Below are 13,110 nucleotides of genomic sequence, written 5' to 3'. Positions count from 1 at the left end.
CTAGTTTAACCGACGCGTGTCCGGATCTTCGACGACGAAAAGGTCAAAATTCACACTGGGGCAAAGCGCCTGAACCTCGGCTGCGACAAGCGTGGGGTTCGGCACCTGTGGGCAGAGCGCGCGAAAACGTCCGCGAAAGTTGAAGTTCTCAAGCAATACAGCCAAATCCAACGCGTCAAACCCATCGCCAAGAAGCGGTGACAGGACGATATCCGGATTAAGCGCCGTCAACATCTCGCGCGAGATATCGTCAATGCTGGCATAGTGAAGACAAGGATCATCGGGCAGGCTTCGCCCCGCTGAAATCCATGCGTCCACATTCCCGACAATGAGCGTCCGAGGCTCGGGATCCTGGTTCGAATCTTTTGATTCGTCACTCGACACGTTTTTAGTCCTATTCGTGCCCGATAATGGCGTTTTGGCACCATCAGGCAGCATTGCATGTGGTTGTCATAAAAGTTTGAACTTTCGGCGCGACCATAACGGAAACTTGGACATGGTAAAAACGGATTATTGCCCGTGAATGATTTACTTTCGAATTCAGTTGAAACATGGTCACGGCAATCCGACCAAGGAAACGTCATAATGCCCGATCTACAATCTGCCGCGCTGCTTGCCGGAATACCGCATGCCGTAGTTTTGATTGATGCGGCGCAAACTGTGGCCGTTGTTAATCCGTTGGCACAGGATATTTTCGGCAAGGGGCTTGTGGGGCGTCATTATATTACGGCGTTGCGTCAACCTGTACTGCTTGATTGTGTCGAGAACTGCATCAACACCAAGGCGGAGAGTCGCGCCCGTTTTATCAAGGGCGCATCGACCCATGAAACAGTGTTCGAGGTCGTATGCCGCCCCGTCGCTATCCAGGATGGCGGAGGTATGCTGCTCAGTTTTCAGGACATCACGCCGTTTGAGGTCGCGGGCCAGATGCGCCGAGATTTTGTGGCGAATGTATCGCATGAATTGCGCACGCCACTTACCGCCCTCGCGGGTTTCATCGAAACGTTACGTGGCCCCGCCAAAGACGATTCGCAGGCACGGGACCGATTCTTGGGAATCATGGAGCGCGAAGCGGCCCGAATGAATCGACTCGTGCGTGATCTGCTTTCGCTTTCGCGGGTCGAGTCAGAAGAACGTATTCGCCCAGATACCCGTCAGGACATAATCGCGATTATCGAGACGGCGATTGTCTCGCTGCGCCCACAGGCCGTGACCGCTAATGTCCACATCATATTCGAACCTCCAAAGGACGCGATCTACCTTTCAGGGGATGCCGATCAACTTCAGCAAGTGTTTAGTAACCTGATCGAAAACGCGATCAAATATGGCGCGCATGACGCTGATGTCGTTGTTAAAATTGAAAAAATGGCAAGAGATCCTCGTTTGTCGCGCCCATCCGTACGCGTCAGCATTACCGATCAGGGGGAAGGCATCGACCCTTTGCATATCCCGCGCCTGACGGAGCGGTTCTATCGCGTTGATGGTCACAGAAGCCGCGAGATGGGGGGAACGGGCCTTGGGCTGGCGATTGTAAAGCACATCATCAACCGCCATCGCGGACGCCTTCAGATCGAGAGCAAAACGGGGCAGGGCAGCACGTTCACTGTTATTCTGCCGTTACCGTGATTTTTTTCGGTAAACTTCGCCATTGTCATAAAACCGTTACGTAACTGTCACAAAAGCATAGCCGACCGCACTTAGGTAGGCCCTCGAGGGTCCGCCGATGGGCCCATAACTGACATTTAGGAGTTCCCATGTCTTTTGTGAAACTAAGCGTATCTGCATTGGCTCTTGCCGCTGCTGCCACATCTGCAACTGCCCGTGACCAAGTTCAGGTCGCTGGTTCCTCGACTGTTTTGCCATATGCGGCGATCGTTGCCGAAGCATTTGGTGAAAACACTGACTTCCCGACACCTGTTGTTGAATCCGGCGGCTCCTCTGCTGGTCTTAAGAAATTCTGCCAAGGCTTGGGCGAAGAAACAATCGACGTCGCAAACGCTTCGCGCAAAATCAAAGACAGCGAAATCCAAGCATGTGCCGACGCAGGTGTCACAGACATCATCGAAGTGCGCATCGGTTATGACGGTATCGTTTTCGCATCCGACATCAATGGCGAAAGCTTTGAGTTCACACCATCCGACTGGTTCCTAGCACTTTCAGACAAGATCGTTGTTGACGGTGCGTTGGTTGATAACCCGAACCAAACTTGGGCTGACGTTAACCCTGACTTCCCAGCACAAAAACTCGCCGCATTCGTTCCAGGCACCAAGCACGGAACACGCGAAGTATTTGAGGAAAAAGTGATCCTCGAAGGTTGCGAAGCAACTGGCGCACTTGAAGTGCTTGCTGCTGAAAACGGTGGCGACGAAGACGCCGCAGAGAAAGCCTGTATGGCACTTCGCACAGACGGCGTTTCGGTAGACATCGATGGTGACTACACCGAGACACTCGCGCGCATCGAAAGCAACAAGGACGGCATCGGCGTGTTTGGCCTCGCATTCTACGAGAACAACACAGACAAGCTTCAAGTTGCAACAATGTCGGGTGTTGTCCCATCCACAGAGAGCATCTCGACAGGCGAGTACCCAGTATCCCGCCCATTGTACTTCTACGTGAAAAAAGCACACATCGGCGTTATCCCCGGCCTCAAAGAATACACTGAGTTCTTTGTATCCGAAGAAATCGCTGGTCCAGACGGCCCACTTTCCGAGTACGGCCTTGTAGCAGACCCAGAACTCGAAGCGACACAAGAAGCCGTTGCTTCCGAGAGCACATTGGGAATGTAAACCCACACAGGGGCCGCCCATGATCGGGCGGCTCCTACCTTTGAATACGGAATGATCATGCCAGTTTTTTGGATACTCATCGCAATACTCGCCCTCTCGGCCTTCGGCTATATCTTCGGGCGAAGACGTGCGCTCAGCTCTGCCGATGGTAACATCAAGAACCTTCATTCGCTGCCGTTCTACTACGGCAGTTTTGCTGCTGGGGCTTCGTTCTTTGCAGGCATCATCGTTCTGGCGGTCTGGCTTATCGCCCAGCCGTTTATCATTGAAAACACGATCAAAGGCACGCTTCAGTCCGAGATCGAGGGTGCCGGCGTTTCTAGTACGCTGCTGCTTTCGGATGTGCGCCGTATCGCCGATGGGCTTGATGATGCGGTTGCCGCGGGCGCTGTATCGCAAGATGAAGCAAGAGACCTCGCAGGAAGCCCCGAAGAGCTTCGGGCAACGCTTGGATCATACGGGGTTGCGCTCGGGCAGGACGTAGAGCCTGCTATTCTGAACGCGGCTCAAGAGTATCGTGCCATCAGTGCAACGAGCCGTTTCTGGATGACGCTCGCAAGCATCGGCGCTGCGCTCTTTGCTTTGGGGTATGCGCTTAAGCTGACAAACAAGGATTTCCGAGCGCGCAACCGTGTTGAGTCCGCAACCAAACTATTGCTGATTTTCTCGGCATCCATTGCGATTTTCACGACCATCGGGATCGTCTTTTCGATGTTGTTTGAGACACGCAACTTCTTCTCCCAATATCCCTTCATGAAGTTCTTCTTCGGAACGAACTGGTCACCGAACTTCCGCGGCGACAGTGATCTCGGCATTTTGCCACTCCTTTGGGGAACACTTTACATCAGCTTTATTGCGCTTCTGTTTGCTGTACCTGTGGGCCTGTTTGCAGCGATCTATATGTCTGAATATGCGAGCGCAAAAACGCGTTCCATCGCCAAGCCACTGATCGAAGTTCTCGCGGGCATCCCAACCATCGTTTATGGCTTGTTTGCCCTTGTGACCGTCGGCCCGATGCTTCGTGATTATCTCGCCCAGCCGCTTGGCCTTGGTGAAAGCAGCGCCTCGGTTATGACGGCGGGGCTTGTGATGGGGGTGATGCTCATTCCCTTCGTAAGTTCGCTGTCGGATGACATTATCAACGCTGTACCCCAAACCATGCGCGATGCGTCTCTTGGGCTTGGCGCGACGCAATCGGAAACGATCCGCCAAGTTGTGGTGCCGGCGGCCCTTCCGGGGATTGTTGGTGCGGTCCTGCTTGCGGCCAGTCGCGCGATTGGGGAAACCATGATCGTGGTCATGGGGGCAGGGGCCGCAGCACGCCTTTCGCTAAACCCATTCGAAGCCATGACAACGGTCACCGTCAAAATCGTGAGCCAGCTAACAGGCGACACCGATTTTGCTAGCCCAGAAACGCTCGTGGCGTTCGCCTTGGGTCTCTCTCTCTTTACGATCACGCTGGGGCTTAATGTCATTGCCCTCTATATCGTGCGCAAATATCGGGAACAGTACGAATGAGCGATATCACTTCACATGGATCCGGACAGGGACGCGCGCAATCAAGCTCACTGTTCGTACAGTCCGACCGCCTCAAAAAACGCAATGCCGCCGAGCGCCGCTTCAAGATGTATGGTCTTGCCGCGATTTCGGTTGGCGTTCTTGCGCTCGTTCTTTTGGTCAGCTCCATTCTGAACAACGGCGTTGGCGCCTTCCGTCAGACCTTTATTACGCTGAACGTAGAACTGCTTGAGGACAAGCTTGACAAATCGGGCGTTCGCGACATCGAGGTCATGAAAAAGGCCACCACGATTACCTATGCGCCGCTCTTGCGGACTGCGCTGACCAACAAGCTCGACGAGTTGAACATCACAGACCTTCCCAAGAAGGAAGTCGAAGCGATGATCTCCAAGGAAGCTGCGGCGCAGGTACGCAACTTGGTGCTGTCCAATCCATCGTTGGTCGGACAGACGATCACAATTGATGTGCTCGCGAATGGTCGTATCGACGGTTATTTCAAAGGTCGCGTTTCCGCCGAAAGTGCCGAGCTTGATAGCAACGTGACGCCCGCTCAACTTGTGGCGGCAGATGCGCTCAAGGACGAAGGCTCAATCGTGACGCGCTTCAACTGGGGCTTTATCACAGCACCTGACGCATCTGATCAACGCCCAGAAGCTGCGGGCCTTGGCGTTGCGATCCTCGGGAGCCTCTACATGATGGGCGTGGTTCTGCTGCTTGCGCTGCCCATCGGCGTGACGGCGAGTATTTACCTAGAGGAGTTCGCGCCGCAAAACCGATGGACTGATTTGATCGAGGTAAACATCAGTAACCTTGCCGCCGTGCCATCAATTGTGTTCGGTATCCTTGGCCTTGCGATCTTTATCAACTTTGCTGGATTACCTCAGTCGGCACCAATTGTTGGCGGCTTGGTCCTTACGTTGATGACGCTGCCAACGATCATTATTTCGACCCGCGCGAGCCTGAAATCCGTGCCGCCCAGTATCCGTGACGCCGCCCTCGGCGTTGGCGCAAGCAAGATGCAAGCGGTGTTCCACCATGTTCTTCCGCTCGCCGCACCGGGCATTCTAACGGGTACGATTATTGGCTTGGCGCAGGCCCTTGGCGAGACTGCTCCGCTGCTTCTGATCGGCATGGTCGCCTTTGTGCGTGAATACCCCGGGGCACCGCCAGAGGGTCTGTTTGACCCTGCGTCGGCGCTTCCCGTTCAGGTCTATAACTGGACCCAACGCGCAGACCCCGCCTTCTTTGAAAGAGCATCAGGTGCGATTATCGTGCTGCTGTTGATGCTTATTGTGATAAACGCTGGTGCCGTAATGCTGCGCCGCCGCTTCGAACGCCGCTGGTAGAAAGGGCGCTACAATGAATGATATGCGATTGATGGAGAGAGCCGTGGGCCACGACATCCCGAAGATTTCTGCCAAGAACGTGCAGGTCCATTATGGGGATACCCACGCGATCAAGGATGTCGATATCGAGATCCCATCGAAAATGGTAACGGCCTTTATTGGACCATCTGGATGCGGGAAATCCACTTTTCTTCGGTGTCTGAACCGCATGAACGACACAATTGACTCCTGCCGCGTCCGCGGTGAAATTCTCTTGGATAACGAGGATATTTACGACGCCAAGGTTGATCCCGTACAGCTTCGGGCCAAGGTCGGGATGGTGTTTCAAAAGCCAAATCCCTTCCCGAAATCCATCTATGACAATGTTGCCTATGGGCCCAAGATTCACGGGCTTGCGGCTTCAAAAACCGAGCTTGATGAAATCGTCGAGAATAGCTTGCGCAAAGCTGCGCTTTGGGATCAGGCAAAGGATCGCCTGAACCAGCCGGGCACCGGATTGTCGGGTGGTCAGCAGCAACGTTTGTGTATTGCGCGGGCCATCGCCACCAGCCCTGATGTTCTGTTGATGGACGAGCCATGCTCCGCCCTCGACCCGATTGCAACCGCGCAAGTAGAGGAACTCATTGACGAGCTACGCGAGAATTTCTCTGTCGTGATTGTGACGCACTCCATGCAGCAAGCCGCCCGTGTAAGCCAGAAAACAGCCTTCTTTCACCTCGGCAACCTTGTTGAATTTGGCGAGACAAACCAAATATTTACCAACCCCGATGACCCCCGCACAGAGTCCTATATCACTGGACGCATCGGGTAGGAGAAAACCATGCAAGACCAACATATTGTATCTTCGTTCGACCGTGACCTTGAGGGCATTCAAGCGCTCATCATGAAAATGGGGGGCCTCGTCGAGGTGGCGATTTCCGACGCAACAAGAGCCTTGGAAAACCGCGATGTCGAGCTGGCCGAGCAGGTCCGCAAGAACGACAAAGCAATCGACGCCATCGAAGAACAAGTTAATACAGAAGCCGCGCGCGTTATTGCGCTCCGAGCTCCAGCCGCCAGTGATTTGCGGACGGTACTGTCCGTTATGAAGCTTGCTGGCAACCTTGAGCGTGTCGGAGACTATGCCAAGAACCTTGGCAAGCGGACCTCATCCCTTGCCCATATGCCAGACATCGACGGCGCCGCCGGAGCCATCCGCCGCATGGGGCGCGAGGTTGAAAACATGCTGCGCGATGCGCTTGACGCCTTTGTTCAGCGCGATGCCGAGCTGGCCGAAGAGGTGCGCCGCCGAGATCAGGAAGTCGATCAGATGTATAATGCATTGTTTCGCGAATTCCTGACGTTCATGATGGAAGACCCGCGCAACATCACCGCGTGTATGCACCTACATTTTATCGCGAAAAACATCGAACGCATGGGGGACCACACGACCTCCATTGCGGAACAAGTTATATATCTTGTGACGGGTGAATTGCCCACCGAAGAGCGCGCAAAAGGTGTGATGCCTTCGTATGAATTTGAAGATTAAGGACGCCGCAAATGTCTGCTGATAAACCGTCAATATTGGTCGTCGAGGACGAACCTGCGCAGCGGGAGGTCCTTGTTTATAACCTCGAAGCCGAAGGATACGACGTGTCCAAGGCCGTGAATGGCGAAGAGGCTCTATTGCTGGTGCGCGAAGAAATGCCGGATCTAGTTTTGTTAGACTGGATGTTGCCCAATGTTTCGGGGATCGAGATTTGTCGTCGCCTGAAATCTCGCAGCGAAACGCGCGATGTGCCTGTCATCATGCTCTCCGCACGCAGCGAAGAAGTCGACCGTGTTCGGGGTCTTGAGAATGGTGCGGATGATTATGTTGTAAAGCCATACTCCGTTGCTGAATTAATGGCGCGGGTGAAAAATCATCTCCGTCGCACAAGACCTGCCAGCGTTGGCCAGAAGCTAGAGTTTGAAAACGTGGTCCTCGATAGTGAAAGCCACAAGGTTTTCCGAGATGGTCGCGAGCTGAAACTTGGACCTACAGAGTTTAGACTTCTTGTGACATTCATGGAGAAACCGGGCAGGGTGTATAGCCGCGAGCAGCTCCTCGATCGTGTCTGGGGCCGCGATATCTATGTCGATACCCGCACTGTGGACGTCCATATCGGCCGTCTGCGCAAGGCCCTGAGCGTCGATAACTCCGCAGATCTTATTCGCACCGTACGCGGCGCGGGCTATGCGTTGGGTTGATCCTCTTCCGGCTTGCTCATAACCACCTCTGCAATTTCGTGTAGCGGGAGTTCCCGCTGCACAGCGCCCGCTTTATGGGCCATTTTGGACATACCATAGACAACACAGGTGTCTTGATCCTGTCCGTAAGTTCGTGCACCCGCCTTACGCATTTCGAGCAACCCATCTGCACCGTCTTGCCCCATGCCCGTCAAAATCACACCGCACCCCTTGCGGCCAACCACCCGCGCCATTGAGCGAAACAGAACGTCCACCGAAGGGCGATGCCGCGAAACAAGTGGGCCTTCGCTTAACGAAATGCGATACTCGCCAGCGAGGGTAGGGCCGCGCGCCACTTCCATATGATGCGATCCTGGCGACAAAAGCGCCAATCCCGGCGTTAAGATATCGCCATCACGAGCCTCGCGCACCTCCATTGGAGCATAGTTATTCAAGCGTTCCGCGAATGGTCCGGTAAAAGATTTCGGCATATGCTGGACAATAACAACAGGCGGACAATCCTCGCTCATACCCAGCAGGACCGATTTGATCGCTTCAGTCCCTCCAGTAGATGCACCGATCCCGAGTACGGAAATACCGCTCTTGTTTCTGCGCAACTGACTCGGCTTGCGGCTGCTCGGCTCACCAAAAATCGTAGGGGTTGCCACAAGCGGCTTTACCTTCGCAAGCGCGGCTCCGCGCACGGTATCGCAAATCTGCATCTGGATATCTGCGGCATGCCGACCGCTTCCTACACGCCCTTTTTCTATGACGCCAACGGCACCACTTTCCAGCGCGCGCATCAGAACGTCGGATCCTTTCGTCGCGATCGTGGAACACATTACAACCGGAGTAGGGCGATGCGCCATTAAACGGCGCAGAAATTCAAGCCCGTCCACCTTTGGCATCTCGACATCAAGCGTGATTACATCGGGCGCAAGCTCATCGACCATACGCTTTGCCTGAAAGGCATCGCACGCACTTCCGACCACCTCTAGCCGAGGATCCTTTGAAAGTATGATTTTCAACGCCTGCCGGTAGAACGAGCTATCGTCGACGATTAAGACACGGTGAGGAATAGTTGGAATCGACATTCATTACTCCTTCATGAAAATCGCGGGAGCGAGGCGCTTCAACCCTGAGGTATTCAATGCCTGCGCCTCAGTGTGGCCTATCATCAATATTCCTCCCGACGACAAATGAGATACTGCGTATTCAAGCGCACGTTCTTGATTATACTTATCAAAATAAATCAATATGTTGCGCAGGAAGATTAAGTCGAATTTGCCGAGTGAGTTGGAACTCTCAACTAGGTTGAGCTGCTCAAACTTCGCCGAATTCAGAATTTGTGGACAGATACGAAATCTATCCAATGTGCCGCTGGATTTTTGGATAAACTTCGCACGGTAACTATCCGGTATCGCTTCTATTTCTGAAAACTCATAGACACCATCTACCGCGCGCAGGAGTATTGTTCTCGAGATGTCCGTACCGAATAGCTCAGCCTGATAATTCTTGCCTTGGTTCGCCTGAAAAGCCGCAATCTCCATCGCCGCACTCCAAAGCTCCGCACCAGTAGAGCAGGCCGCGCTCCAAACACGTATCGGCTCATCTGACTTACTCTGGAGCATCTCAAGTCCAGTTGAGCGCAGCCAATCGAAATGTGCAGGCTCACGAAAGAAACCTGTGGTATGGGTCACAAGGCATTCTAATAATTCGTTTTTTTCGTTATTGTCAGAGTCCAACAGGGACGCATAGGACGCGAATTCATGGACGCCAATCTCGCGCATTCGGCGTCGCAATCTAAGCGTTAGAAAGTCAATTCTGTCAGGATCGATCTGTACGCCAGATAGATGCGCTGTGATCTCTGTGAAGTATTTTGCCAGTTGTGGCGTGAGCGTTGACGCGGCTATTGGCGTACTGATGTGCATCAAGTTAAGTTTCCTTTGGCAACAAGTTCGAGGCGTGAGCTATCCCGAGAGCGGTAGGAAACTTTATTGAAGCGAAGATTTGATAAACGAGAGAGTATAAAGTCCCGCGAATTTTATGTTAATTGTCCATGATTATTGATAGGCGGCGCCATTAAACAGCACAGCTTTTATGCTCATAATTGGTATTATGATAAATAAATACAAACTTTATACTTCGCTAAGGCTTTGTAGTTCCTCAATTTCAGGAAAATGCTGCTATGAACGGTCGTGATACTTGATTTCAGTACAAATTAACTTCTTCATAAAGGCGTGTTAGCTCTCAGCGCGTTCACACATTCTTAACCTACAGGTGCCAAATAAGATGATATCCTATCTTCAAACCCTAATTAATGCACCGACGATTGAGGATCTTTGGGAGTGTCATGTTGAACGGTTGAACAGCTATGGATTCGATCGCGTATTTTATGGCTTCACACGCGTTTGGAAAACCAGCCTGTTTGGCGATCCTGAAGACATCATGGTTCTGAGCAATCACTCTGAGGAGTACACGTCACATTATATTCAAAACGGATACTACGCCTGCGCACCTCTGGCGCAATGGGCTCTCGTAAACACCGGAAGCATTAGCTGGAGCCAAACAACAAAGATTGGGCGCACGGTTGGTTTTAGTAGACGTGAAGCGGAAGTTATCGAGTTCAACAAGAAGCACGGTGTTTACGCCGGCTATACGATTTGCTTCAACGGCCATCAAACGCGCGAGAAAGCCGCGATGTTTCTGACTGCGCGCTCTGGGATGTCACAGGATGATGTGGACGCAATCTGGGATGAGCACGGCAATGAGATCTATACGCTCTGCAATATTTTCCATCTCAAGGCGATGGCTATGCCGCATACCTATAGCCGCACTCCCTTAACCAAGCGCCAAAAACAGGTCCTCGAATGGGTTGGAGATGGGAAAACAGCGCAGGATATCGCGACTATTATGGGACTCACAGCTGCAACTATTGAAAAGCACCTTCGCCTAGCACGGGAATCTCTCGGCGTCGAAACAACCACACAGGCAGTACTTAAGGCCTCTTTTCAGAAGCAAATCTTTATTATGGACGCTTGATCTACAATAATTCAGCAAATAGTATGGAATTCCTTACTTTATGTTTGCCCTTAAAAAGGCGAAAAATGTAGTGTTCCGTGAGTGAAGTCTTTTTTGGCTAGGAGCAAACAGAAGCCGACCACCCTGCAATTACAGATCAGTGGTCGGTTTTCTCGGGAAACCGACCCGCATACCTTCTAACTTATTTCGTTGGGAGTAACTGCGACATAGAAGAGGCTTTATCCCCAATTAGGCCTCGACATGACAAGAAAACAGTGTAGTCCTGCCCGGATTGCACTGTTTTTTTATGTCCAAATTATGGCCAAGGAACAATTAAGCGCCGACCTAACTAAATAGGCCGGCGTTCAATTTAGTGAGTGGGACGAGCGCCCTACCCTTTAGCTGTTTTCATAACTTCGGCTGCGAAGTCTTCTTCAGCTTTTTCGATACCTTCGCCAACAACGAGACGAACAAAGCCGAGAATTTCTGCGCCAGCTTCTTTAGCAGCAGCTTCAACTGTGAGGTCTGGGTTGATTACAAAGCTCTGACCCAAAAGTGTTACCTCGGAGAGGAACTTCTTCATACGGCCTTCGATCATCTTTTCGATGACTTGCTCTGGCTTGCCGCTTTCGCGTGCTTGCTCAACGAGGATCGCTTTTTCGCGCGCTACATAGTCAGCGTCGAGATCAGCTTCGCTCAAGGATGCAGGGTTAACCGCAGCAACGTGCATCGCAACTTGCTTGCCGAATGCTTCGTCGCCACCTTTGAGTGCAACGAGAACACCGATGTTGCCCATGCCGTCAGCAGCTGCGTTGTGTACGTAGGAAACAACAGAGTCGCCTTCGATCGAAACCATGCGACGAACGTTCATGTTTTCGCCGATTGTCGCAACTTTGTCTTTTACAACGTCAGCAACTGTTTTGCCGCCGAGGTCAGCAGCGTTCAGCGCGTCAACGTCGGAAACTGTCAACGCAACTTGTGCGATGTCGCCAACCATTTTTTGGAACTCAGCGTTTTTAGCAACGAAGTCAGTTTCGGAATTAACTTCAACAGCAACACCTTTATTGCCGGAAACCGAAACAGCTACGAGGCCTTCAGCAGCCGTACGGCCGGATTTTTTCGCAGCTTTTGCCAAACCTTTGGTGCGAAGCCAGTCAACAGCAGCTTCCAGATCGCCAGAAGTTTCTGTGAGCGCTTTCTTCGCGTCCATCATGCCTGCGCCTGTGGAGTCGCGCAGCTCTTTTACCATTGCAGCAGTGATCGCCATCTTGGCTCTCCTAATAATATATGTGGTCCTGTGGAACGCGCCAGAAATATGGCGCGTTCGATGTCAGTTCAATGACAGTCAGTCAGAAATCCGTCGGGCTTATGCCTCTGCTGGAACTTCTTCGACAAGAGCTTCTTCCATTTCGCCCAAGTCAACGCCTGCTGCGCCCATTTGTGCTGTCATACCGTCCAGCGCTGCACGAGCAACAAGGTCAGTATAAAGAGCAATCGCGCGTGCCGCGTCATCATTGCCTGGGATCACATAGTCAACGCCATCTGGCGAGCAGTTCGTATCAACAACGGCAACAACAGGAATACCAAGCTTGTTAGCTTCGGAGATTGCAAGTTGTTCTTTGTTTACGTCGATAACGAAGAGAAGATCAGGAACGCCGCCCATTTCGCGGATCCCGCCAAGGCTTGCTTGGAGTTTCTCTTGTTGACGCTCCATGCCGAGGCGCTCTTTCTTGGTGAGGCCTTCGCCGCCGTTTTCGAGCTTCTCGTCGTAGGACTTCAGGCGGGAGATCGACGCAGAAACTGTTTTCCAGTTGGTCAATGTGCCGCCGAGCCAACGGTGGTTCATGTAGTACTGAGCGGATTTCTCAGCTGCTTCAGCGATTGGCTTTTGAGCCTGACGCTTTGTGCCAACGAAAAGAACGCGGCCGCCTTTTGCTGTTGTTTCACGCACTACGTTGAGTGCTTGATCCAGCATAGGAACAGTTTGTGTCAGGTCGAGAATATGAATGCCATTACGTGCACCATAGATGTATGGACCCATACGTGGGTTCCAACGTGGTGTTTGGTGGCCAAAGTGAACGCCAGCTTCAAGTAGCTGCCGCATAGTAAATTCAGGAAGCGCCATGCTTATATCCTTTCCGGTTTATCCTGAGCGAAACCATTGAGGGCGTGAGCCCAACCGGCGGACGTTACGGGATTTCTCCCCGCAAGGCCCAAGTTTCGCCTGTGAA

Annotated in this window: 13 protein-coding genes; 8 read left to right on the top strand and 5 right to left on the bottom strand. The window is 52.5% G+C overall.

Annotated elements, in window-relative coordinates; genetic code table 11:
- Window positions 1-384: a hypothetical protein gene (locus tag ACFE33_RS08775; RefSeq protein WP_380052415.1), complete on the bottom strand. Its 384-nt coding sequence runs from the start codon at window positions 382-384 to the stop codon at window positions 1-3.
- A 201-nt stretch (window positions 385-585) separates the two neighbouring features.
- Here ACFE33_RS08775 and ACFE33_RS08770 point away from each other — a divergent pair, with 201 nt between their 5' ends.
- The 7 genes from ACFE33_RS08770 to phoB all read left to right on the top strand — a co-directional run bounded on the left by ACFE33_RS08770 (window position 586) and on the right by phoB (window position 7,879).
- The gene (locus ACFE33_RS08770) at window positions 586-1,626 is read left to right on the top strand and encodes an ATP-binding protein (protein WP_380052413.1); all 1,041 of its coding nucleotides are present in this window, start codon (window positions 586-588) and stop codon (window positions 1,624-1,626) included.
- A gap of 128 nt (window positions 1,627-1,754) precedes the next feature.
- Window positions 1,755-2,786: a substrate-binding domain-containing protein gene (locus ACFE33_RS08765; protein WP_380052411.1), complete on the top strand. Its 1,032-nt coding sequence runs from the start codon at window positions 1,755-1,757 to the stop codon at window positions 2,784-2,786.
- Between the two features lie 57 nt (window positions 2,787-2,843).
- Window positions 2,844-4,304 (top strand): phosphate ABC transporter permease subunit PstC, encoded by a 1,461-nt coding sequence (gene pstC, locus ACFE33_RS08760; RefSeq protein ID WP_380052409.1) that lies wholly within the window; start codon window positions 2,844-2,846, stop codon window positions 4,302-4,304.
- Entirely contained in the window at window positions 4,301-5,650 is a 1,350-nt protein-coding gene (gene pstA, locus ACFE33_RS08755; protein WP_380052407.1) for a phosphate ABC transporter permease PstA, read from the top strand. Before pstC ends, pstA begins: the two co-directional genes overlap by 4 nt.
- 13 nt (window positions 5,651-5,663) lie before the next feature.
- Window positions 5,664-6,461 carry a phosphate ABC transporter ATP-binding protein PstB gene (pstB, locus tag ACFE33_RS08750; protein WP_380052405.1) on the top strand — a complete coding sequence of 266 codons (798 nt, stop codon included), beginning with the start codon at window positions 5,664-5,666 and terminating at the stop codon, window positions 6,459-6,461.
- Window positions 6,462-6,470: 9 nt separating this feature from the next.
- Window positions 6,471-7,178: a phosphate signaling complex protein PhoU gene (phoU, locus tag ACFE33_RS08745; protein WP_380052403.1), complete on the top strand. Its 708-nt coding sequence runs from the start codon at window positions 6,471-6,473 to the stop codon at window positions 7,176-7,178.
- Between the two features lie 11 nt (window positions 7,179-7,189).
- Window positions 7,190-7,879: a phosphate regulon transcriptional regulator PhoB gene (gene phoB / locus ACFE33_RS08740; protein WP_380052401.1), complete on the top strand. Its 690-nt coding sequence runs from the start codon at window positions 7,190-7,192 to the stop codon at window positions 7,877-7,879.
- Here phoB and ACFE33_RS08735 read toward each other — a convergent pair.
- Both ACFE33_RS08735 and ACFE33_RS08730 read right to left on the bottom strand, forming a co-directional pair.
- Window positions 7,864-8,952, bottom strand: a complete 1,089-nt coding sequence (locus ACFE33_RS08735) for a chemotaxis response regulator protein-glutamate methylesterase (protein ID WP_380052399.1) — start codon at window positions 8,950-8,952, stop codon at window positions 7,864-7,866. The two genes, phoB and ACFE33_RS08735, sit on opposite strands and share 16 nt — an antisense overlap.
- 3 nt (window positions 8,953-8,955) lie before the next feature.
- Window positions 8,956-9,648 (bottom strand): CheR family methyltransferase, encoded by a 693-nt coding sequence (locus tag ACFE33_RS08730; RefSeq protein ID WP_380052397.1) that lies wholly within the window; start codon window positions 9,646-9,648, stop codon window positions 8,956-8,958.
- Between the two features lie 502 nt (window positions 9,649-10,150).
- On the opposite strand from ACFE33_RS08730, the gene ACFE33_RS08725 reads away from it, so the two are divergent.
- Entirely contained in the window at window positions 10,151-10,900 is a 750-nt protein-coding gene (locus ACFE33_RS08725) for a LuxR family transcriptional regulator (protein ID WP_380052395.1), read from the top strand.
- A 370-nt stretch (window positions 10,901-11,270) separates the two neighbouring features.
- Here ACFE33_RS08725 and tsf read toward each other — a convergent pair whose 3' ends face one another.
- Entirely contained in the window at window positions 11,271-12,146 is an 876-nt protein-coding gene (tsf, locus tag ACFE33_RS08720) for a translation elongation factor Ts (protein ID WP_380052393.1), read from the bottom strand.
- Window positions 12,147-12,245: 99 nt separating this feature from the next.
- Window positions 12,246-13,004 carry a 30S ribosomal protein S2 gene (gene rpsB, locus ACFE33_RS08715; protein ID WP_380052391.1) on the bottom strand — a complete coding sequence of 253 codons (759 nt, stop codon included), beginning with the start codon at window positions 13,002-13,004 and terminating at the stop codon, window positions 12,246-12,248.
- Window positions 13,005-13,110: the final 106 nt, after the last annotated feature.

It is taken from the genome of Falsihalocynthiibacter sp. SS001 (assembly GCF_042445055.1).
GTDB lineage: Bacteria > Pseudomonadota > Alphaproteobacteria > Rhodobacterales > Rhodobacteraceae > Falsihalocynthiibacter.
This window is presented reverse-complemented; position numbering and strand designations above follow the sequence as displayed.